Annotated in this window: 24 protein-coding genes and 1 pseudogene; 14 read left to right on the plus strand and 11 right to left on the minus strand. The window is 71.7% G+C overall.

The window, feature by feature from the left end:
- Positions 1–55 precede the first annotated feature (55 nt).
- Positions 56–385 carry a hypothetical protein gene (locus ACIPEQ_RS05795; RefSeq protein ID WP_126892427.1) on the plus strand — a complete coding sequence of 110 codons (330 nt, stop codon included), beginning with the start codon at positions 56–58 and terminating at the stop codon, positions 383–385.
- A gap of 26 nt (positions 386–411) precedes the next feature.
- On the opposite strand, the gene ACIPEQ_RS05800 is transcribed toward ACIPEQ_RS05795, so the two are convergent.
- The gene (locus ACIPEQ_RS05800) at positions 412–696 is read right to left on the minus strand and encodes a GNAT family N-acetyltransferase (RefSeq protein WP_209679875.1); all 285 of its coding nucleotides are present in this window, start codon (positions 694–696) and stop codon (positions 412–414) included.
- A 93-nt stretch (positions 697–789) separates the two neighbouring features.
- Between ACIPEQ_RS05800 and ACIPEQ_RS05805 the strand changes: the two genes are divergently transcribed.
- The gene (locus ACIPEQ_RS05805) at positions 790–2,079 is read left to right on the plus strand and encodes a hypothetical protein (RefSeq protein ID WP_402714444.1); all 1,290 of its coding nucleotides are present in this window, start codon (positions 790–792) and stop codon (positions 2,077–2,079) included.
- A gap of 44 nt (positions 2,080–2,123) precedes the next feature.
- A complete protein-coding gene (locus ACIPEQ_RS05810) occupies positions 2,124–3,020 on the plus strand; it encodes a site-specific DNA-methyltransferase (protein WP_250368371.1) in 897 nt (298 codons plus the stop codon).
- A gap of 321 nt (positions 3,021–3,341) precedes the next feature.
- On the opposite strand, the gene ACIPEQ_RS05815 is transcribed toward ACIPEQ_RS05810, so the two are convergent.
- Complete coding sequence (locus ACIPEQ_RS05815) at positions 3,342–5,780, minus strand: MDR family MFS transporter (protein ID WP_402714445.1); 2,439 nt, start codon at positions 5,778–5,780, stop codon at positions 3,342–3,344.
- A gap of 245 nt (positions 5,781–6,025) precedes the next feature.
- Complete coding sequence (gene pgm / locus ACIPEQ_RS05820; RefSeq protein WP_402714446.1) at positions 6,026–7,645, minus strand: phosphoglucomutase (alpha-D-glucose-1,6-bisphosphate-dependent); 1,620 nt, start codon at positions 7,643–7,645, stop codon at positions 6,026–6,028.
- 691 nt (positions 7,646–8,336) lie between these two features.
- Between pgm and ACIPEQ_RS05825 the strand changes: the two genes are divergently transcribed.
- The 4 genes from ACIPEQ_RS05825 to ACIPEQ_RS05840 all read left to right on the plus strand — a co-directional run bounded on the left by ACIPEQ_RS05825 (position 8,337) and on the right by ACIPEQ_RS05840 (position 9,883).
- The gene (locus tag ACIPEQ_RS05825; protein WP_402714447.1) at positions 8,337–8,615 is read left to right on the plus strand and encodes a hypothetical protein; all 279 of its coding nucleotides are present in this window, start codon (positions 8,337–8,339) and stop codon (positions 8,613–8,615) included.
- 55 nt (positions 8,616–8,670) lie between these two features.
- Positions 8,671–8,979: a contact-dependent growth inhibition system immunity protein gene (locus tag ACIPEQ_RS05830; RefSeq protein ID WP_126890253.1), complete on the plus strand. Its 309-nt coding sequence runs from the start codon at positions 8,671–8,673 to the stop codon at positions 8,977–8,979.
- A gap of 58 nt (positions 8,980–9,037) precedes the next feature.
- On the plus strand, positions 9,038–9,370 hold the full coding sequence (locus ACIPEQ_RS05835) for a contact-dependent growth inhibition system immunity protein (protein WP_126890252.1): 333 nt from the start codon (positions 9,038–9,040) through the stop codon (positions 9,368–9,370).
- Positions 9,371–9,541: 171 nt separating this feature from the next.
- Positions 9,542–9,883: a hypothetical protein gene (locus ACIPEQ_RS05840; RefSeq protein ID WP_402714448.1), complete on the plus strand. Its 342-nt coding sequence runs from the start codon at positions 9,542–9,544 to the stop codon at positions 9,881–9,883.
- A 115-nt stretch (positions 9,884–9,998) separates the two neighbouring features.
- Here ACIPEQ_RS05840 and ACIPEQ_RS05845 read toward each other — a convergent pair whose 3' ends face one another.
- The 7 genes from ACIPEQ_RS05845 to ACIPEQ_RS05875 all read right to left on the minus strand — a co-directional run bounded on the left by ACIPEQ_RS05845 (position 9,999) and on the right by ACIPEQ_RS05875 (position 15,302).
- Positions 9,999–10,280, minus strand: coding sequence for a hypothetical protein (locus tag ACIPEQ_RS05845; protein WP_126890250.1), 282 nt, complete (start codon positions 10,278–10,280; stop codon positions 9,999–10,001).
- 286 nt (positions 10,281–10,566) lie between these two features.
- Complete coding sequence (locus ACIPEQ_RS05850; protein WP_402714449.1) at positions 10,567–10,812, minus strand: hypothetical protein; 246 nt, start codon at positions 10,810–10,812, stop codon at positions 10,567–10,569.
- Between the two features lie 119 nt (positions 10,813–10,931).
- On the minus strand, positions 10,932–11,594 hold the full coding sequence (locus tag ACIPEQ_RS05855; RefSeq protein ID WP_402714450.1) for a methyltransferase domain-containing protein: 663 nt from the start codon (positions 11,592–11,594) through the stop codon (positions 10,932–10,934).
- On the minus strand, positions 11,591–12,241 hold the full coding sequence (locus ACIPEQ_RS05860; RefSeq protein WP_111226650.1) for a DUF2064 domain-containing protein: 651 nt from the start codon (positions 12,239–12,241) through the stop codon (positions 11,591–11,593). The genes ACIPEQ_RS05855 and ACIPEQ_RS05860 overlap by 4 nt, the downstream gene beginning before the upstream one ends.
- Complete coding sequence (locus ACIPEQ_RS05865; RefSeq protein ID WP_402714451.1) at positions 12,238–12,981, minus strand: glycosyltransferase family 2 protein; 744 nt, start codon at positions 12,979–12,981, stop codon at positions 12,238–12,240. Before ACIPEQ_RS05865 ends, ACIPEQ_RS05860 begins: the two co-directional genes overlap by 4 nt.
- A 384-nt stretch (positions 12,982–13,365) precedes the next feature.
- Positions 13,366–14,439 carry an NAD-dependent epimerase/dehydratase family protein gene (locus ACIPEQ_RS05870; RefSeq protein ID WP_402714452.1) on the minus strand — a complete coding sequence of 358 codons (1,074 nt, stop codon included), beginning with the start codon at positions 14,437–14,439 and terminating at the stop codon, positions 13,366–13,368.
- Positions 14,436–15,302, minus strand: coding sequence for an MTAP family purine nucleoside phosphorylase (locus ACIPEQ_RS05875; RefSeq protein ID WP_402714453.1), 867 nt, complete (start codon positions 15,300–15,302; stop codon positions 14,436–14,438). The genes ACIPEQ_RS05870 and ACIPEQ_RS05875 overlap by 4 nt, the downstream gene beginning before the upstream one ends.
- Before the next feature lie 116 nt (positions 15,303–15,418).
- Between ACIPEQ_RS05875 and glp the strand changes: the two genes are divergently transcribed.
- The 7 genes and pseudogenes from glp to ACIPEQ_RS05910 all read left to right on the plus strand — a co-directional run bounded on the left by glp (position 15,419) and on the right by ACIPEQ_RS05910 (position 20,763).
- A complete protein-coding gene (gene glp, locus ACIPEQ_RS05880; RefSeq protein ID WP_402714454.1) occupies positions 15,419–16,666 on the plus strand; it encodes a gephyrin-like molybdotransferase Glp in 1,248 nt (415 codons plus the stop codon).
- Complete coding sequence (gene moaC / locus ACIPEQ_RS05885) at positions 16,663–17,166, plus strand: cyclic pyranopterin monophosphate synthase MoaC (protein ID WP_402714455.1); 504 nt, start codon at positions 16,663–16,665, stop codon at positions 17,164–17,166. Before glp ends, moaC begins: the two co-directional genes overlap by 4 nt.
- Positions 17,163–17,675: a molybdopterin-binding protein gene (locus ACIPEQ_RS05890; RefSeq protein ID WP_209679838.1), complete on the plus strand. Its 513-nt coding sequence runs from the start codon at positions 17,163–17,165 to the stop codon at positions 17,673–17,675. The genes moaC and ACIPEQ_RS05890 overlap by 4 nt, the downstream gene beginning before the upstream one ends.
- Positions 17,672–18,145: a molybdenum cofactor biosynthesis protein MoaE gene (locus tag ACIPEQ_RS05895; protein WP_402714456.1), complete on the plus strand. Its 474-nt coding sequence runs from the start codon at positions 17,672–17,674 to the stop codon at positions 18,143–18,145. The genes ACIPEQ_RS05890 and ACIPEQ_RS05895 overlap by 4 nt, the downstream gene beginning before the upstream one ends.
- 174 nt (positions 18,146–18,319) lie before the next feature.
- Positions 18,320–18,718: a PLD nuclease N-terminal domain-containing protein gene (locus tag ACIPEQ_RS05900; protein ID WP_402714457.1), complete on the plus strand. Its 399-nt coding sequence runs from the start codon at positions 18,320–18,322 to the stop codon at positions 18,716–18,718.
- Between the two features lie 197 nt (positions 18,719–18,915).
- Positions 18,916–19,384: pseudogene (locus tag ACIPEQ_RS05905) on the plus strand (ATP-binding cassette domain-containing protein); the annotation flags it as partial.
- 56 nt (positions 19,385–19,440) lie between these two features.
- A complete protein-coding gene (locus ACIPEQ_RS05910; protein WP_402714807.1) occupies positions 19,441–20,763 on the plus strand; it encodes an ABC-F family ATP-binding cassette domain-containing protein in 1,323 nt (440 codons plus the stop codon).
- 26 nt (positions 20,764–20,789) lie between these two features.
- Here the strand turns inward: ACIPEQ_RS05910 and ACIPEQ_RS05915 are convergent, their stop codons facing one another.
- Complete coding sequence (locus ACIPEQ_RS05915; protein ID WP_402714458.1) at positions 20,790–21,257, minus strand: VOC family protein; 468 nt, start codon at positions 21,255–21,257, stop codon at positions 20,790–20,792.

Genomic DNA, 21,257 nt, shown 5'->3' on the forward strand with positions numbered 1-21,257 from the left:
AGGATCATCCGCGCGGCGGAGGTCCTGGCCGGTCGACTGACGTAGCGTCGGGACCGTGAACTGGTTGATCCTCCTGGGGGCGGTGGCCGTGGCGGCCGTCGTGATGTGGGTCGCCGATCGCGTGGGGTGGATCGACCTGTCGAACAAGGCCACGCGCAGCGGCGGATCCGGCGGTGTCGGCGCGATGATGGACGAGGTGTTCGCCCCGACCCGTCACGAGACGCAGGCCGAGTACGAGCGGCAGTCGCGCCTCCCGAAGGAGGCCCCGACGCCCGCCGACGACGACCACGACCTGCTCAGCGGGAACGTGCTCATCAAGGTGCCGTCGGTGCGCGGCGAAGGCCGCCACGACGCCCGGCCGGGAACGCTCGACCGGACCTACTGAACGGGCGTGCCCGGACGGCGCCCGCGTCAGCGGGTGGTGAGCTCCTGGTAGTCCGGGTGCCGCTCGATCCAGGCCTTGACGTAGGTGCAGAGCGGGACGACGCGGAGGGATCCCTCGCGGACGTCGTCGAGCGCGTGCTGGACCAGGATCGACGCGTGTCCGCCACCGCGGTGTGCGGGGTCGACCTCGGTGTGGGTGAAGCGGATCTCGTCGCCGTCGACCTCGTACGCCGCGAAGCCGATGACCTCACCGTCCTCGACCAGGGAGTACTGCTGCGCGTCGGTGTCGTTGCGGACCTCGGGTGATGCCATGGCGCCGACGCTACGCCGCAGCCCTGACCGGCGTCCGCGGCCGCCCCGAACGTGGGGGCGTGTGCCGTCACGCCGGACACTACGCTCACTGGCGTGCCCGACGCGACGCCCTCCCTCCGCTTCCGTACTCCGCCGGGATGGCCGACGCCGTCCGCTGCGTGGGTGGACCGGTACGAGGGCGCCGAGCCCGCCGCCGGGTGGACCCCGGCGGACGGGCTCCCGCCGGCGCCCGCGGGGTGGACGTTCTGGGCGCCGACGCGCTCGCTGCACCGCTCCGTGGCCCGTGGCGCGACCGTGGCGCTCGTCGTCGGCGCCGCCGTGACGCTCGCGTCCTTCCTCGTCGTCGGCGTCCTCTGGGCGGTCGACGGACCGGCGGTCCTGGCGCTGGCACCGCTGATCGCCGGTGTCGCCCTCTGGGTGGTCGGTGCCTCCCGGCACGCCGACGGCGTCGTGGCCGAACTCGGTCGGATCCGCGACCGGTCCGCAGCCCGTCGCGCCTCCGGACCGCCCGCAGAGGCGGACGCGGCGGACGCGTGGTCCGTGCCGGCCGCCCGCCCCTTCGTCGAGGGACCGCCCTCGCGGTTCGTGCCCCGGGTCCAGCGTGTCCTGGTGTCCGTCACCGCCGGGGTCGCGGCCGCCGTGCTCGTGGCGGGGACCTCGATGTCGCTCCTGCCCCTCGTCCCCGCCGTGGAGGACGTCGCCGCGGCGGCGTTCGGCTCCGCGGACCCGGAGTTCGGCGGGACCGACGACGCGCAGGTGCCGGAGTGGTCCTCGGACGACGGTCACACGGACGTGACGTGGCTGGCCGGCGACGACGAGTGGGAGGGCACGTGCGACTCCACGCCGGGTGACACGAACTGCGACGCGTACGAGATCGACACCGACGAGAGCTGCACCGCGGTCGTCACGGTCGGGTTCTTCGCGGGCGAGGACGACGAGGAACCGAGCCGGGTCGAGGAGCGCACGGTCGCGCTCACCGCGGACGTGCCGCTCGTCCTGGTCGAGAACTACGACGAAGCGTTCTCCGACGTCGGCGACGTGTCCTGTGTCACCGACGGTGGCGCGGACACCGACCGCGTGTCCGCGACGCAGCAAGCCGAGGACCACCTCGACGCCGACGCGCCGGCCGGGTGTGACGAGGAGGACTGCGTCGCCTTCGCCGTGACGGTACCCGCCGACTGTGCCGCTGCGGCCGTGCAGTTCCGGGTGTCGGCGTCGATCGGGACGGTGGACTCGCCGCACGACCTCGCGGTGGTCACCGCCCTGCGAGCCGGGAAGGCGTCCGACGTGTTCGTCGGCGGCACCGACCGTGCGTCGGACGTCGTCGCGAACGGGGTCACCTGCCGGTCGACGGACGACACCGGGTCGACGCAGGCGTCCTGAGCCCCGCGGTCCGGGCACACCCGGCACCGGGGGAGGATGGTGCGGTGCGCAGCCTCGACGCCCGGAGTCCCGACCTCGTCGTCCTCGGCGACAACCTCGACGTCCTGCCGACCCTGCCCGACGGGGCGTTCACGGTCGTCTACCTCGACCCGCCGTTCAACACCGGCCGGAAGCAGCGGCGCCACGCGGTGACCGCCGAGCGCCGGACCGCCGGTGACGCCGGGACGATCACGGGCTTCCGGGGTCGGACCTACGAACGGATCCGCGGCGACCTGATGCGGTTCGACGACCGGTTCGAGGACTACTGGGCGTTCCTCGAGCCACGGCTGCTCGAGGCGTGGCGACTGCTGACCGAGGACGGCACGCTCTACCTGCACCTCGACTACCGCGAGGCGCACTACGCGAAGGTGCTGCTCGACGCGCTCTTCGGCCGTGACGCGTTCCTCAACGAGATCATCTGGGCGTACGACTTCGGCGCGAAGTCCCGGTCACGGTGGCCCACGAAGCACGACACGATCCTCGTCTACGTGAAGGACCCGGAGCGGTACTGGTTCGACTCCGAGTCGGTCGACCGCGAGCCGTACATGGCGCCGGGGCTCGTCACGCCGGAGAAGCGGGAGCGCGGGAAGCTACCGACCGATGTCTGGTGGCACACGATCGTGTCGCCGACCGGCAGCGAGAAGACCGGTTACCCGACGCAGAAGCCCGAGGGGGTGCTCCGCCGCATGGTGCAGGCGTCGTCGCGCGAGGGGGACTGGGTGCTCGACTTCTTCGCGGGGAGCGGCACCCTCGGTGCGGTCGCGCGCGACCTGGGCCGGCGGTTCGTGCTCGTGGACGACAACCCGGTGGCGGTCGACGTGATGCGGCGGCGGTTGCCGCACGCGGCGGTCGAGTCGGCGGTCGGTTCGGCGGTCGTGTCCCCGGTCGCGCAGGAGGACTGAGCGCCTGCCGCTCGGAGCGGCCGAGATGGAGCGGGGCGGACGCGTTGCGCCCGGAGCTTCGCCGACGGGGACGGCAGCTCCTCCGGTCTCGACGCCAGGGGCGCCGGGATCGCGAACGTCGCGTTCACCTCGTCGGACCTCGGTGGCGGGGACACGATCAGCGCGACCTCGGCGTGTGCGGCCGGTGACTCCGTGGAGCTCCGGGAGCAGGAGCGCGGACAGCGCTGAGCGGCGCCGGGCTCGTCAGGGCCGGGACGACGGAGGCGACATCGTCGATGTCGTACGACGTCGACGATGTCGCCTCACAGCGGCTTCGGTGGACTACTCCGCGGAGTGTCGCCCGTGGTGCGCGGCTGTCGTGTCCGGTTGCGCGGCCCCGTCGGACGCGGCGTGCGCCGGGTGCGTGCGGATGGTCGCGGTCGTCGCTGGAGGCTCGTCCACCGGTGCGGCCGCGGCGTGCGCGCCGTGCGTGGTCGCGTCGGCGAGCGGTGCCCGCGTGCCGTCCTCGGGGTCGTGACCGGCGCGGTCGCGACCGGTGGGGTCGGCCGCACCCGTGGCGGAGGCGTGATGCGTGGCGGGGGAGGTTGAGCCTCCAGGCCGGTCCTGCGGCTGCTGCACCGTGACGTCCGGTGAGGTCGGGACCGCGCGCATCGACCCCGTGTCGGGGGCGACCAGCGAGCCGGTGTTCGCCGCCGCCTGCTGCGCGTCCGCCGCCAGGCGGTCGGAGTCACCCTTCGCCGCGTTCGCCTGCTCCTGCAGCGCCGACACCTTGCGGAGCGGCGGGACCCGGAAGAACCAGGTCAGGACGAACGCGAGCAGGATCACGGCGAGGCCGACGGAGTAGACGACGACGGCCGACCGGCTGAACCCGACCAGGAACGGACGGGTGAGGCGCTGGTCCGCGCCGTTGAGGAACGACGTGTCGCTCGTGGCGGAGCCGGCGGACGAGCTCGCCGCCGTGTTGCCGTTCTTCAGCTGGTCGACCAGCTTCGGCGCGACCTCGTCGACCACGGCCTTCCGCTGGTCGGCGTTGCTGTAGTCGATCTGCAGCGTGCCGTCGACGACCTCGGCGTTCGCCTTCGACGCGGCGGTCTCGAGGGCCTGCTGCTCGGCAGCGGACTTGTTCGCGGCGACCTGCTGGGCGATGACCGAGTCGGCCGACGCGGCGGGGATCGCACCGGCAGCGACCTGCTGCTGCACCTGCGCGGTGACCTGCTGCGTCACGGCCTGGTCGGCGGCCTGCTTCGCGGCGGCGGCGCCCTTGTCGAGCCCCTGCTGCACGTTCTGCTGCACCGGGTCGACGATCTTCGACCAGATCTGGTCCATCACGCCCTTGTTCTCGGACGCGCTCGCCACCGAGGGGGTGAGTGCGGCGGTGAGGGCCGGCTTGAGCGTCGACTCGTTCTGCATCGCGCCGGTGATGTTCGTCGGCATGAGCGTGAACAGGACCGACAGGAGCACCGCGGTGCCCATGGTGCCGCCGATCTGGCGGAAGAACGTCGCCGCACTCGTGGCCACGCCGATGTCCCGCGGCGAGACCGAGTTCTGCGCCGCGAGGGTCAGCGTCTGCATGAGCTGCCCGAGCCCGAGCCCGATGCCGAACATGCCGAGCATGAGGAACCAGAGCGGGCTGTCCGCGGTGAGGAAGGTGAGGAGCGTGAAGCCGATCGCCGTGAACGCGGTGCCCGTGATCGGGAAGGCGCCGTAGCGGCCGGTGCGCGAGATGATCTGGCCGGACGCGATCGAGGAGATCATCAGGCCGAGCACCATCGGCAGCATGGCGAAGCCGGACTCGGTGGGCGTGACGCCCTTCACGATCTGCAGGTAGAGCGGGATGGTCAGCATCGCGCCGAACATGCCGAAGCCGACGAGCACGGACAGGACGGCCGCCATCGAGAAGACCCGCGAGCCGAAGAGCTTGAGCGGCAGGATCGCGTCGTCGCCCATGGAGCGCTCGACGATCACGAAGGCCAGCAGGCCCAGCGCGCCGATCGCGTAGCAGGCGATGGCGCCGGGGGAGTCCCAGCCCCACTCGCGGCCCTGCTCGGCGATGAGGAGCAGCGGCACGAGGGTGACGATGACCAGCGAGGCGCCCCACCAGTCGATGCGGGGCTTGCCGCGGTCGCCGAACTTCGGCAGGTGCAGGAACGTCGTCACCATGATCAGCGCGACGATGCCGACCGGCACGTTCACCAGGAAGACCCAGCGCCACCCGCTGACGAACAGGATCTGGGACGCGCCGGCGAACAGGCCACCGACGAGCGGCCCGATGACCGAGGAGATGCCGAACACGGCCAGGAAGTAGCCCTGGTACTTGGCGCGCTCGCGCGGGGCGAGCATGTCGCCCATGATCGCGAGCGGCAGCGACATCAGACCGCCGGCGCCGAGGCCCTGCAGTGCGCGGAACCCGGCGAGCATGAGCATCGAGGTCGAGAACGACGCGGCGAGCGATCCGAGGATGAAGATGCCGATCGCGGTGAGGAACAGCGGGCGGCGGCCGAAGATGTCGGAGAGCTTGCCGTAGATCGGCGTCGTGATCGTGGACGCGATCAGGTAGGCCGTGGTCACCCAGGCCTGCTGGTCGAGCCCGTGCAGGTCGTCGCCGATGGTGCGGATGGCGGTACCGACGATGGTCTGGTCGAGCGCGCCGAGGAACATGCCGGCCATCAGCCCGTAGATGACGAGCAGGATCTGCCGGTGGTTCATCACCGCGTTCGAGGACGTGGTGGGGGCCGCGGGTGCGGTCGCCGTCTGGGTCATTCGGTCTCCCGTGCGTACTGGTGCTCGCGCGTCGCTCGCACCCGGGCGCGGGGGAGCGTTGTTGCGCGCACTGCAAAAATACAACCAGCGCAAACGGATTGTTCCCATCCGCCTCGTTCCTGTGGACATCGGCAGGGTGCTCGGGGCATGTGCAGGAGTGGCCCTACCCGCGGGACGAGACACTCGTGGAACGACGAGGGCGTCACCGGACGGATCCGGTGACGCCCTCGGTCGGTCGTCGGGGACTACGCGCCGAGGGCGGCGTCCACGATCTCCTTCGCCTCACGCTGCACCTGCTCGAGGTGCTCCTGGCCCACGAAGCTCTCCGCGTAGATCTTGTAGACGTCCTCGGTGCCCGAGGGGCGGGCGGCGAACCAGGCCTTGTCCGTGACGACCTTGACGCCGCCGACGGCCGCGTCGTTGCCCGGGGCCTTCGAGAGCTTCGCCGTGATCGGGTCGCCCGCCAGGGTGTCGGCGGTGATCGCGTCGCCGTCGAGCTTCGACAGGCGGGCCTTCTGCTCCTTGCTCGCCGCGGCGTCGACCCGCTGGTAGACCGGGTCCCCGAAGCGCTCGGTGAGCTCGGTGTACAGCTGCGACGGGGTCTTGCCGGTGACGGCGGTGATCTCCGACGCCAGGAGCGCCAGGATGATGCCGTCCTTGTCGGTCGTCCACGCCGTGCCGTCCTTGCGGAGGAACGAGGCGCCCGCGGACTCCTCGCCACCGAAGGCCACGGAGCCGTCGATCAGGCCCGGCACGAACCACTTGAAGCCGACCGGGACCTCCCACAGCCGGCGTCCGAGCGACTCCGCGACGCGGTCGATGATGCTCGACGACACGAGCGTCTTGCCGATCGCGGCGTCGTCGCGCCAGTCGGGACGGTGCGCGTACAGGTACTCGATCGCGACCGCGAGGTAGTGGTTCGGGTTCATCAGGCCGCCGTCCGGCGTGACGATGCCGTGGCGGTCCGAGTCTGCGTCGTTCCCGGTCAGGACGTCGAATTCGTCCTTGTGGGCGAGCACCGACGCCATCGCGGACGGGCTCGACGGGTCCATGCGGATCTTGCCGTCCCAGTCGAGGGTCATGAACGCCCACGTCGGGTCGACCTCGGGGTTCACGACGGTCAGGTCGAGTCCGTAGTGGTCGCGGATGCGCTCCCAGTACGGCAGCGATGCGCCACCCAGCGGGTCGGCGCCGATCCTGACCCCGGCGCGCTTGATGGCCTCGATGTCGATGATGTGCTCGAGGTCCGAGACGTAGGAGCCGAGGAAGTCGTAGCCCTCGGCAGCGGTCTCGTCCTGGCGGCGGACGTCGGCGTTCCCGTCGGCGATGATCGCGTTCGCGCGGTCGGCGATCCACGACGTGGCGTCGCTGTCGGCCGGGCCGCCGTGCGGGGGGTTGTACTTGAAGCCGCCGTCACGCGGGGGGTTGTGGCTCGGCGTGATGACGATGCCGTCGGCGGTGTCGCCGTGCTCCTCGCGGTTGTACTTGATGATCGCGTGGCTGAGCGCCGGGGTCGGGACGAAGCCGTCCTCGGCGTCGGCGAGCACCCGGATGCCGTTCGCGGCGAGGACCTGCAGTGCGGTCTGCTCGGCGGGGGCGGAGAGCGCGTGGGTGTCGCGGCCGATGAACAGCGGACCCGTCGTGCCCTGCTCGGTGCGGTACTCGACGATCGCCTGCGTGATCGCGGCGATGTGCGTGTCGTTGAACGCGGTGTCGAGCGAGGAGCCGCGGTGGCCGGAGGTGCCGAAGACCACCTTCTGCTCGGGGATCGACACGTCGGGGACACGCTCGTGGTACGCGGCCAGGAGGGCGTCGAGGTCGACGAGGTCGTCTGCGGTCGCGGGGGTGCCGGCGCGGTCGTTCATGGGCCCATCCTGGCATCGCGGGGCTCGGGGTGCTCACGGTCGCGTCGGGATGCGCAATCGTCGCTGCGGGGAGCAGTTGCGGGCATCCGGAGGACATCCGGCATGTCACCGGCCGGCGGTAGGGCCGAGCGCATGGGGGACGTGATCCGCGCGGACGCAGCGCTGCTCGCCGAGGTACAGGCCGGCGACGGCGCGACGCTGCACACGGCGAGCGGTGCGGTCGTGTCCTGGGCGGCGCTGCACGTGTTGGCCGCCCACGAGTTCCGTTGCACGGGATCGCGCGCACTCGGCGGGGTGCAGATCGTCCAGCGCGGTCCCCGGTCCGCCTTCGAGACGCTCAGATGCATGGTGGGTCGTCGGAGGCGATGGACGATCTCCACGTGGTCCGAAACGGTCTGGAGGCGCGCCTCCGGTCCGTCGTGCTCGGTCGCCATCCGCGGTCGGCGCGGTTCTCGACCAGCCGCGGGCGCGTCGACGGCGTCGTCGACTCGGGCATCTCGGGCCGCCGGCCCCACTCGGGGTGTTCTCTGGAGCACGCGCGATGCGCGGTCTGGAATTCCGAGATCCGCGCGCTCCGCGTGGTCATCGTTCGCATGCCAGGCGACTCGACTGGCTTCCGCATCGTCAGTGCCGATCCCGATGGGACGGTGAAGTAGTGGACAGGCAGACTCTGTCTCGCAGCGCTCCGCTGATGGTCAACGTCATCGGAGGCCTCTTCTACCAAGGTTGGTACGAGGACCGTTCGGCGGACGAGACGTTGGAACTCGCCTTCGCATACCGCCCGCTGGCCGAGCGAGAAGCGCTCGTGCACGAGATCGATGGACTCCTTGCGGCTCTTCCGACGACGGAGGATGTCGAAGACTTCTTCCTCTCCTTCAATGTCGACATCGACTTCCGACGCGACTTCGGTGGGGATGTCCGCGCCTGGCTCGAATCTGCCCGCGAAGTCGTGCGGGGGTTCGCCTCCTGAGTCCTGCTCCCACGCTCGATCGAACGCGACTGCAACTACGGCCCAAGGGATCCACATGGAAGCGTCACCCCAGTACCCCGCCTTCGACGCACTCATGGGCGGCGCCTTCAACCAAGACTGGAAAGACGAGTGGTCGTCGGTTGACGAACTGTTGACCGAGGCTCTTGACGAGTTCCCGGCAACTCGACGCGCGCTCCTGACCGAGCTCCTGCAGATCCGGGACAGTTGTTCGGAAGCCGACGTGGTGGGCATGTTGGAATCGATGGGGAGTGGCTTCCGACCGGAGGTGGATGCGCAGGTGAGCGCTCTCGGTTGGGTTGACCGTCTCGTCCGACGCATCAACGCACACGACGCTGATGCATGAAGAGCAGACCCAGCGGCGAGACGCCGAGTTCCCGATGGACCCGGGGCGAGAGGCATGCATGAAGATGGAGAAGTTCGCGGCGAGAGTGCCGTCTTTCGCGGACTTGATGGGCGGGGCGTTCAACCAGGATTGGCGCGATGAGTGGGACTCAGCAGAGGAGATCGTTACATCGGTCCTCGGGGAACGCACCGATCAGCTACGGAGCATGCTGAAGGACCTTCGCCGGATCGACCAGGTCTGTTCGGATGACGACATCGATTTGCTGCTCTTCTCGCTCGGTTCTGGATTCTCGCCCGAGACGGACTGGGGCATGAGCCCGAAAGGTTGGGTGCAGGATTTCGAGGTCCGGCTGGAGCGAGAGCTGGTTGCGCGAGGCGACGCCTCCGACTGAGCGACCTCCGCGACCGACACCGTCGGGCCGACCCCTTGAGGCGATGAAATGGAGCCGCAGGCTCGGGCGTCGCCGATGCGCGATGCATCCGACGTGCGGGTCGAGTTGCAGTCCCTTTCGGACGGGCAGCCCCGTACTCGATCGTCACGACGTACACGCGAGAGGACCTGGATGAACAAGCACGAGTACTACCGGAGCGTCGCGGCGCGCGCTCCCGGCTTCAGATCGCTCTTGGCGGCTGAGTTCAACTACGACTGGGACCTCGACTGGCCGGATGTCGAGTCCGTGCTCGTCAACGACCTCGACGAGGTGTCGCGGGCCGAGAACGTCCAGTACCGCGACGAACTGGACTACCTGCTGCGGGAGTTGCCGACCGACAGCGACGTCGACGGTTTCTTCAGGTTCGTGGGTACGGGTCTCTTGCCGCGGGTCGACCTCGGGCAGTCAGCGCGGTCGTGGATGCTCGAACTCCGTGACCGCACAGCAAGAAACGTCCAGTCGGAAGCGGAGTGATGAGGGAACCTGCGAAGCGCAGCCGCATCGCCGTCGGGGTGCGAGGGGAAGTCGCCGGAGCCGGACCCCGCTGTGGCGAGCATCACGGCGCGGAAGTTCCACGGCTTCGACACCTTCAGAGGGGGAGACCGTTGTCTGATCCCGCGACCGAGATCAGCTGGTCGGGGCGCTCGTGACCGCCGACTCCTGGCAGCGGCTTGCGGCATTGCGGAGGGAACTGTTCGCTCACCTCGACGAGGTTGCTCACGAGGACGCGCCAGCGGTTCCGACGTGCGAGGCGTTCGCGGACGCGCTCGACGACGCGGGGCTCGAGTGGGAGGACCACGATCGACAGGAGGACCCGTGCGGAGATCGGGTCATCCTCCGTCACGTCGACCTCGGCGAAGCGGTCACCCATCGGCTCCTCATGTGGGAGTTCCCGTACAACGACGAGCCGTCGGGATGGCTCTGGGGTCCCGCACCGTCCACCCAGGCTCGGTTCCTGCGCGCACTCGAGTGGGCGCAGCGTCATCCTGACGAGTGGTCGCCGCAGCTCATCCAGTATCCGGTGACGGAGCGAGACGCACGGCGGCCACGACTCGACCGGTGAGCGCAGACCGGTGAGCACAGAGCGAGCGGCCGCCCACACCGGGAACGCGGGGGACGTCTCGGGTGGGCGACCGCTCGCGGTTCGGGGGAGTACGTCAGGCGGTCCGGAACGATCCGGTCGCCGTCCGCAGCGACCCGGTCACGGTGCGCGTCGAGGACATCGCGGTGCCGGGGCGGCGGAACTGGGCGTCCACGAACCGGCCGATCGCACGGCCCGAACCGGTGCCGGTGTAGCTGCCGACCGGGCGCCATGCGGCCTCGACCGCGTAGGCGCCGATCTCGTCACGCTGCTCGAGGCCGGAGACGTACGCGCCGCCGAGGGGGTTCTGTCGGTTCTGCACGGGTGCTCCTCGTCGTCGTGCCGAGGGCCACAGCCGTCAGACCGACGACCAGGGCGCCGTCGGCTGTTGCCCACGACGCTACCTCGTTGTCTTGCATAATGCAAGACAACGAGGTGGGTTCAGGCGACGAGCTCGCAGAACGTCCGTCCGTCGGTCGTCCAGCTCTGCCGAGCGCTGAGGCCCGCGGTGGCCGCGTGCCGGAGCAGCGCGTCGACACCGACCTCGGCCCACGGGAAGCCCTCGCTCCGGTTGCCGTCCACGTCGACCACGTGCGCGGTGAACGCACGGTCGGCCGAGCGATCGGCGTGCGTCTCGACGACCACGCGACCACCGTCGCGGACGATCTCGCCGCAGCGGGCCAGGAGTGCGACCGGGTCGCCACCGATGCCGATGTTGCCGTCGATCACGAGCGCGGTGTCCCAGCGGCCCTCGTCGGGGATGGTGTCGAAGACGGAGCCCTGCACCGCGGTGCCGCCGGAGCGTCGGGCGATCGCGACGGCCTCGGCGGAGACGTCCACACCGAGCGACGGGATGCCCAGCGCCCGGGCGGCGACGAGCATGCGTCCGGGACCGCACCCGATGTCGATCACGGGGCCGTCGGCACCCTCGAGCAGCGAGCGGTCGACTCGGTCGGCGGCGGCGCTCCACCGGCCGACGTCCATCGTGACCTCGACGTCGGGTCGGTCCGGGTCGGTCAGGCGCAGGTGGCCGTCGGTCTGCAGGGCGCGGGCGTACGGCTCGCCGCCGCCGGCGCCGAACGTGACGGTGTCGTGCATCGTCATCGGGCACCTCCGGTCGTCGTGGTCATGGTGGTGTCGCGCTCGGCGGCGAAGGCCGTGGCGAAGCGCGAGGTCGGCGCGAGGGCGGCGACCTGCTCGGCGTCCGCCACGGTGTCGACGTCGAGCAGTGCAGGCAGCGTGCCGACGGACAGGCCCGCGTCGGTCAGGCGTGCGAGCTGCACGGCACCGGTGTCGTCCTGGGACATCGGGACGCCGCGGAGCAGCGCACCGTCGGGCTCGCGGAGGTACAGCGACCAGAAGCCACCGTCGTCCGCGGGGCCGAACCACGCGTCGCGCTCCGGGTCCTCGAAGACCGGCACGAGGTGCTCCGGCGAAGCCTGCGGCGTGTCCATGCCGACGAGCAGCGTCGGACCGGTCATCGCGTCGAACATCGCGCCGAGGCGCTCGTCGAGTCCGCCGCCGACCTGGTGCAGGACCTCGAAGTCGTCGGTGCCCTCGGGCAGGACGACGCCGTCGTAGAGCAGCACGCGACGCGACGCGGGCAGGGCGCGCACCGTCTCGATCGTGTCGGCCAGCGCGGCCGAGGCGACGCGGGCAGCACCCTCCGGGGTCAGGGCCGGCGTCAGCCGGGTCTTGACCTTGCCGGGCAGGCACTCCTTGGCCACGACGACCACCGTGACGTCCGTCATGAGCGTGCTCCTTCCGTGGTGGACCCGGCCACGTCGCGGGCCGGACCGGGCGCGACCACGCGGGGTCGTGCCTCCCGTCCGTACTCGTGCAGCAGACGGGACATGTCGCGGACGGCGTTGACCGTGCCGCGGAGCGTGCCGGTGACCTTGCTGTCACCGACGCGCTGGGCGTAGCCGATGTCGGACTCGTCGACCCGCCAGCCGGCCGCGTGTGCGGCCAGGACCATCTCGAGCGGGTAGCCGCTGCGGCGGTCCTGCAGGTCGAGGGCGACCAGGTCGGCACGGCGCATGACGCGCATCGGGCCGAGGTCGCGGAGGCGGTAGCCGGTGGCGCGACGCATCAGGACGGCGAGCACGCGGTTGGCGAAGCGCGCGTGCGGCGCCCAGGCGCCGCGGGTGGTCGGGACGCGGCGGCCGAGGGCGAGGTCGGTCCGCCCGTCGGCGACCCGTGCGACGAGGTCGGGCAGCTCGCCGGGGTCCATCGAGGCGTCGGCGTCGCAGAAGGCGACGTACTCGGCGGTCGCGGCGGCGACGCCGGCGGCACAGGCCGAGCCGAAGCCCTTGACCGGTTCGGTGACGACGGTCGCGCCGTGGGCGCGGGCGACGTCGGCGGATCCGTCGGTCGAGCCGTTGTCGACGACGATGGCGCGGTACCCCTCGGGCAGGCTGCCGATGACGCGCGGGAGCGCGTCGGCCTCGTCCAGGCACGGCAGGATCACGTCGACGGTCATGTGGTCCATTCGGTGCGGGTCGCTCCCGCGACTGGGCCGATCTCCGGTCGCGCGCGTCGCGTCCTCGTCGGGCTGGTCGCCGGCGGATGGGGTTCGGTCCATGCTCACGACGTAACACGATGACACGCCCCGGGGTACAGGATCCTGTCCCCCGGGGCGTGTCGGACGCGGTGATCGGACGGTCTGGCCCGCGATCGGGGGACGGCCGGGAGGCGCGGCTGCGGCCCCGCGGTCCGTTCGCGCAGGTGGGCAGTGCGGTTCTCCCGCGCGCTCGCCCGTCCTCGCACCGGTCGAGCAGGCGAGTCTCGGCCGGAACGACACGGCTCGCGCCCGGAGGCGCGAGCCGTGTCGCCTGAGACGAGTCTCAGGCGACGTCGTCCGCCGCGCGCTGCGTCAGCGCTGCACGGCCGCGCGGAGCGGGGCGGTCGCGAAGTCGCGCATGCCCCGCTCGAAGTCGACCTTCGCCTGCCAACCGAGCTCCGACCGGATCCGGTCGGACGACGCCGTGACGTGCCGGACGTCGCCCAACCGGTACTCACCGGTCACGACCGGCTGCGGGCCGTCGGGGCCGGCGATGGCCGCGGCCATGTCGCCGATGGTGTGCACGACGCCCGAACCGACGTTGTACGCCCGGAAGGTCTCGGCGGGCAGCTCGGCCGTCGCGGCGATCGAGGCGGCGTTGGCACCGGCGACGTCGTCGACGTGCACGAAGTCGCGACGCTGCCGGCCGTCCTCGAACACGCGCGGTGCCTCGCCACGCGCCAGGGCCGAGCGGAAGAGCGACGCCACGCCGGCGTACGGGGTGTTCGACGGCATGCCCGGGCCGTAGACGTTGTGGTAGCGCAGGGCGATCGCGGTGCCGCCCGTCGCGCGGGCCCACGACGAGGCCAGGTGCTCCTGCGCGACCTTCGTCTGCGCGTACACGTTGCGGGGGTCCAGGGCGGCGGACTCGTCGATCAGCCCGGGCACGAGGGGACGGCCGTCGGGACCGATCGGGTCGAAGCGTCCGGCGTCGAGGTCCTCGCGCCGGCGTGCCGGTGGTCGCATCGGCTCGCCGTCGGCGGTCTCGTACGCGCCCTCGCCGTAGACGACCATCGAGCTCGCGACGACCAGGCGGCCGATGCCGTGCCGGTCCATGCCCGCGAGCACGTGCGCGGTGCCGGCGTCGTTCGACGAGACGTAGTCGGGGGCGTCCTGGAAGTCGACACCGAGGCCGACCTTCGCCGCCTGGTGGCAGACGACGTCGACGCCCTCGAGTGCCGCTTCGAGCGCGGCGCGGTCGCGGACGTCACCGTGCACGAACGACAGGCCCTGCTGCTCGTGGGCACGGACGACCTCGGCGGGGTCGCCGTGCACGTCGTCGCGCAGCGAGTCGAGGATGCGGACCTCGTGGCCCTCGGCGAGGGCGCGGCGGACGATCGCGGAGCCGATGAAGCCCGCGCCGCCGGTGACGAGCAGGCGGCTCATGCGTCCACCGTCTTCCGCAGCACGCTCTCGCTGGCCGTCGCGGGGACCAGCTCGCGCGGGGTGTAGTCGTCGGGCAGCGCGGCGACGACGTCGCCGATGGCGCGGACGATGACCTCGTTCGCGCGGGCCAGGCGCTCCATCACGGCGCCGTGGGTGACGGGGGCCTCGGTGGACCGAGCTGCCTCGTCCTCGGTGGGCGCCAGGCCGGCGTCCGCGTCCGTGACGTACGACAGGTTGACCGTGCCGATGCCGAGCTCGGCCGCGAGCGGCACCTCCGGGGTCATCGTCATGTTGATCGTGTGGCCGCCGGCCTCGCGCATCCAGATCGACTCCGCCCGGGTCGAGAACCGCGGGCCCTGGATGACGACGCACGTGCCCGTGGGCTTGTACGGCACGTCGAGCGCGGCGACGGCGTCGACGGCGGCGCGACGGAGCACCGGGTCGAACGGGTCGGCGAAGGACAGGTGCTGCACCTGGTCCTCGAAGAAGGTGTCCTTCCGGCCCGAGGTGCGGTCGATGAGCTGGTCGGTCACGACGAACGTGCCGGGGGCGTAGTCCGGGTGCAGGCCGCCGACCGCGCTCGACGACACGATCGCCCGGACGCCGAGGGACCGGAGCGCCCAGACGTTCGCGCGGTGGTTGATCAGGTGCGGCGCGACCGAGTGCTCGCGGCCGTGGCGGGTGAGGAACGCGACGCGCTTGCCGGCCATCGTGCCGACCGTGATCGGGCTCGACGTCGGGCCGTAGGGAGTGTCCACGGTGATCTCGTCGGCGGTGCCCTCCTCGAACAGGCGGTAGAGGCCGGAGCCCCCGATCACCCCGATGCGAGCCGTCGTTCCGTCCACAGGTTCGGTCGTGGTCACGTGGTCCTCCACAGGTCCTCCGGATGTCCTCGGCGCGTGGTGCGCCCTGGATACGCTACTGACGCCCCTCCGGCGTCGACCGGGAACGGGGCATCCCACGATGTTCGGAGGCCTGCGTGCGCACGATCGGTCAGCACCGCGACGAGGTCGCCGCGCTCCTCGCACCCGTGCTCGCTCCGCGGGCTCCGGAGGTGCTCACGCTCGACGCCCTGGCGGACGGTGCCGGCGCCGGTCGCGGATACCGGACGCTCGCGCGTGCGGTGACCGCACCCGTCCCGCTGCCCGTGTTCGACAACAGTCAGATGGACGGGTTCGCCGTGCGCTCGACCGAGGCCGGCCAGGTCGTCCGGGTGGTCGACCCGATCCCCGCCGGAGCCGTCCCGGCACCGCTCGCGCCCGGGACCGCAGCGCCCATCATGACCGGGGCGCGGATCCCGGACGGCGCAGACGCCGTCGTGCCGGTCGAGGCGTCACCGCCCGGCGCGTTCCCCGCGGCGCTGGGACTCGACGTGCTCACCGTGCCGGACGGCACGACCGCCGGCACGTTCGTCCGTCGTGTCGGCAGCGACGTCGCCCTCGGCGCCGAGCTCGCGCCGGTCGGAGCCCCGGTGACCCCGGCGCTCCTCGGCGCTCTGGCGTCGGCGGGAGTCGGCGCGGTGTCCGTGCTGCGCCCGGTCCGGGTGCTCGTCGTGTCGACGGGCAGCGAGCTCGCCGACGGCGGCCAACAGGACGACGACGGCTCGGACGCTGCGGGCGCGGTCATCCGGGACGCCAACGGAGTGGCGCTGCGTGCGGCCCTGGCCGAGGTCGGTGCCGTGGTGCGCCGCGTGCAGCTGAGCGATGCGGCCGAGGCGTTCCTGCCGGGGCTCGAGTCGGCCGCCGGCGACTGGGCCGACCTCGTCCTGACCACCGGTGGGATCAGTGCCGGAGCGTACGAGGTCGTGCGCCAGGTCCTCGAGCCGCGCGGCCTCGCCGTCACCCCGGTCGCGATGCAGCCCGGTGGACCCCAGGCCCTCGGACTCGTCGAGCTCGCCGGTCGACGGGTGCCCGTCGTGGCGTTCCCCGGGAACCCCGTGTCCGCCCTCGTGTCCTTCGAGGTGTTCCTGCGCCCGGTGCTGGCGGCGGCCGTCGGCGCTCCGGACCGCCCGACCGCCGAGCTGCCGGCCGCCGAGTCGGCGACCTCGCCCGTCGGCAAGCACCAGGTCCGCCGCGGCCGCGTCGCCGACGGGCGGGTGCACTTCGTGGGCGGGCCGAGCTCGCACCTGCTCGCGCACCTCGCCGCAGCCACCCACCTCGTCCACGTCCCCCTCGGCACCGACTCCGTCGAACCGGGGGACCCGCTGACCGTCTGGAGCCTCCGATGACCGACGACCCCTCGACCGCCGGAGTGCGTGACGCCGAGCTCTCGCACGTCCGCGCCGACGGCACCGCGCACATGGTCGACGTCTCCGACAAGGACGTCACCGCCCGGTCCGCCACGGCCACCGCGACGCTCGTGACCCGCGCCGACGTGGTCGAGCGCATCCTCGACGGGTCGTTGCCCAAGGGCGAGGTGATCGGCACCGCCCGCATCGCGGCGATCATGGCCGTCAAGAAGACCTCGGACCTGGTGCCGCTCTGCCACCCGCTGCCGATCGCCGGCGTCGAGGTCGACATCGTCGGCGACGGCGACCGCGTGCGCATCGAGGTCTCCGTCCGCACCACCTCGCGGACGGGCGTCGAGATGGAGGCCCTGACCGGGGCGAGCGTGGCGGCACTGACCGTGTACGACATGGTGAAGGCCGTCGACCGCACGGCCGTGATCACCGACGTCCGGGTGCTCGAGAAGCACGGCGGGCGTTCGGGGGACTGGAGCAACCGATGACGTCCGAACCCACCAGGGGCCGAGCCGGCGTGGTGGTCGTCTCCACGCAGGCGTCGACCGACCCGACGCTCGACCGCACCGGGCCCGTGATCGCCGCGTGGCTGCGCGAGCGGGGGTTCGCCGTCGCCGAGCCGACGATCGTGCCCGACGGCGGCCCGATCGCCGAAACCGTCTCCGTCGAGCTGCTCGCGGACGCGAAGGTCGTCGTCACCACGGGCGGCACCGGCGTCACGCCGACCGACCGCACCCCCGAGGCCGTCGCTCCGCTGATCGACCTGGAGCTGCCCGGCATCACCGAGGAGATCCGTCGTCGCGGTCTCGCCGGTGCGGGGCCGACCGCGCTGCTGACCCGCGGGGTCGCGGGCATCGCCGGCGGTCGGACGGTCGTCGTGACCCTGCCGGGGTCACGTGGTGGTGTCGCCGACGGCCTCGCGGTGCTGGACGGCGTGCTCGACCACGTGCTCGCCCAGCTGCACGGCGAGGGCCACGCGCCCCGGAGCGCCTCGTGAGCGGCGACCGCGACCCCGACGCCCACGGGACCGGCGATCACGGGACCGACGGGCGGGTCGTCGTCGCCGACGTCGTCGACCGGGTGATCACCGTCGACGAGGTCTCGGCAGCCGTGACCACCGACCGCGACGGCGCCGTCGTCACGTTCGCCGGGGTCGTCCGCGACCACGACGAGGGCAAGGGCGTCACCGCACTCGACTACGAACGGCACCCGAGCGCGGGTGACGTCATCGCCGAGGTCGCCCGCTCGATCGCGGCCGCGCACCCCGAGGTCCGGTTCGCCGTGCTGCACCGCGTCGGCGCGCTGCGCATCGGGGACGTGGCGCTCGCCGCGGCCGTGTCCTCGCCGCACCGGGCCGAGGCCTTCGCCGCCTGCGCCGCGCTGATCGACCTCGTGAAGGAGCGGACGCCGATCTGGAAGCGGCAGGAGTTCACCGACGGCACCGACGAGTGGGTCGCCGCGTTGTGACTCCGTGAGCGTGCTCGTACGCTCCGCCGTGCAAGCGGTCCCGCTGTGAACGGAATGAGATGAACACCGACCGGTGCTCCTGAACGAGCCCGCAGGAGACCGACGCCCGATCGTGACCGCGCCACCCGATCAGGGCATGGTCCGGCGTCCTGGCGATCCATAGACTCCGGATCCATGAGCGTTCTGCTGTACGGCGCGGGGATCGTGCTGCTCGTCTTCGCCCTGATCGACATCATCACCCGGGGCGAGGACCAGGTCCGCGGACTCCCGAAGTTCGCGTGGGTCCTGATCTGCATCTTCGTGCCCGTGGTCGGCAGCATCGTGTGGTTCGCCGTCGGACACGACTGGAGCGCGAACGACCGGAACCACGGCCGCTACATCGAGCCGAACCGCCACGAGGACCGCTACGCCAGCATCGGCCACGCCCGCGCCGCCCACGGGGACAAGCGCGTGAACGGCACCGAGCAGGAGCTCGCCGAGCTCGAACGCGAGATCGAGTACTGGGAGGCGCAGGCGCGACTGCGACGCGCCAAGGAGGCCGCGGGCGAGGGCGAGCAGACCCGGGGGAGCTGAGCCGCGCCTCCAGGCCGCAGCTGCTGCCCCGCCGGCCGTTGCACAACCGGAAGCACGTCGCGCCGTGGAATCTCGTGGCGCGACGTGCCGCACGTTGTGCCGGAGCACCGAACGCCACCGAACCACCGGGGCCACCCCGCCCGCACCCCGCGGCGCCCGCGGCGCCCGCACCCGCCCGGGCCGCCTACCCTTGACGAGTGGCTCATCTCCTCGGCGCCGAGAACCTGCATCTCGAGTTCCCCACCAAGGTCGTCTTCGACAGCGTCACCCTCGGCCTCGACGAGGGTGACCGCATCGGCGTCGTCGGCCGCAACGGCGACGGCAAGTCGACCCTGCTCGCCCTGCTCGCGCAGCGCCTCGAGCCGGACGCCGGGCGGGTCACCCACCGACGCGGCCTGACCGTCGGGTACCTCGACCAGCGTGACGTCCTGCCCGCGGGTTCGACCGTCGGCAGCATCGTCGTCGGCGAGCTCGCTGAGCACGAGTGGGCCGGCGACCCGAAGATCCGCGACATCATCGGCGGGCTCGTGTCGGACATCCCGTGGGACGCCACGGTCGACGACCTCTCCGGCGGTCAGCGACGGCGCATCGCACTCGCGAAGCTGCTCGTCGGCGACTGGGACGTCCTGTTCCTCGACGAGCCGACCAACCACCTCGACGTCGAGGGCATCCAGTGGCTCGCCGACCACATCAATCGCCGCTGGTCGTCGAACCAGGGCGGCATGGTCGTCGTGACGCACGACCGGTGGTTCCTCGACGCCGTGTCGACCGCCACGTGGGAGGTCCACGACGGTGTCGTCGACCCCTTCGAGGGCGGCTACGCGGCGTACATCCTGCAGCGCGTCGAGCGTGACCGGCAGGCGGCCGCGAGCGAGCAGCGCCGCCAGAACCTGGCCCGCAAGGAGCTCGCCTGGCTCCGCCGTGGTGCCCCCGCGCGCACGAGCAAGCCGAAGTTCCGCATCGACGCGGCGAACGCCCTGATCGACGACGTGCCGCCGATCCGCGACACTGTCGCCCTGTCGCAGATGGCGACCGCCCGGCTCGGCAAGGACGTCGTCGACCTGCTCGACGTGGGTGTCTCGTTCGGCGACGACGTGATCCTGCGCGACGTCGAGTGGCGCATCGCACCGGGGGAGCGGACCGGCATCCTCGGGCCGAACGGTGCCGGCAAGTCGACCCTCCTCAACCTGGTGTCCGGCAAGCTGCAGCCCAGCGAGGGCCGCGTGAAGACCGGCAAGACGGTGCAGGTCGCGGTGCTCGACCAGCAGCTCGCCGACCTGCAGCAGTTCGCCGACGACCGCGTCCGCGAGGTCGTCGCCCGCAAGAAGACGAGCTACGTCGCCGACGGCAAGGAGATGACGCCCTCGCAGCTGCTCGAACGGCTCGGCTTCACCTCGGAGCAGCTCTCGACGCCGGTCAAGGACCTGTCCGGTGGGCAGAAGCGCCGGCTGCAGCTCATGCTGATCCTGCTCGACGAGCCCAACGTGCTGATCCTCGACGAGCCGACGAACGACCTCGACACCGACATGCTCGCCGCGATGGAGGACCTGCTCGACACCTGGCCGGGCACCCTGCTCGTCGTCTCCCACGACCGGTACCTGCTCGAGCGCGTCACCGACCAGCAGTACGCGGTCCTCGGTGGGCACCTGCGGCACCTGCCCGGCGGCGTCGACGAGTACATGCGACTGCGGGCGTCCGGGTCCGTCCCGCAGACGGCGGCTGCAGCTGCCGCCGCCTCGGCCGGGAGGCCCGACACGGCTCCGGCAGGCGGCTCCGGTGGCACTGCGGTCGGGTCCAGCGCCCCTGCCGCACCCGGTCTGTCGGGTGCGGACCGTCGCGCCGCCGAGAAGGAGATGTCGGCCCTCGACCGGAAGATCGCGAAGGCAGGGCAGGACCGGCAGGAGCTGCTCGACGCGTTCGCCGCGCACGACCAGTCGGACTACGCGGGGCTCGGGGCGCTGCAGACGAAGCTCGGGGCGCTCGACGCCGAGGTCGAGCAGCTCGAGGAGCGCTGGCTCGAAGTGGCGGAGACGCTCGGGGTGTAGCCGGCGGCCCGCGGGTCCGGTACCCGCTACTCGACCGACTCCGGGGCGACGGTGTCCTGGTCGGGGTGCGCTTCCGCCGGGTCACCGCCACCGGGGTTCGCCACGACCTCCCAGAGGTGGCCGTCCGGGTCCTGGAAGAATCCGGACCACATGCCCCACGGCCGTGTGTACGGCGCCGCGAGCATCGTCGCTCCGGCCGCTGCGGCACGGTCGAGGAACGCCTGCGCTGCCTCCCGTGACGGCTCGAAGTGCCCGATGGTCGTGCTCGGCGCGTCGGCGAGTGCGACACCGGAGTCCTTCCGCATGTCTTCGCGCCCGTACACGCTGACGATCAGGCCGTCGTCGAGCGTGAACATCGCGGTGGTGCCGCCGGCCTCGGTCTCGCTCGACGGGTACTCGGTACCGATGACGCCGCTGCCGTCGCTGCCGAGGAGCGCGCGGTAGAACGAAGCCGAGCGTCCGACGTCGGCCACGGCGAGGGTGATGGCGTGCAT

The sequence above is a fragment of the Curtobacterium sp. NPDC087080 genome (assembly GCF_044745105.1).
Lineage (GTDB): Bacteria > Actinomycetota > Actinomycetes > Actinomycetales > Microbacteriaceae > Curtobacterium.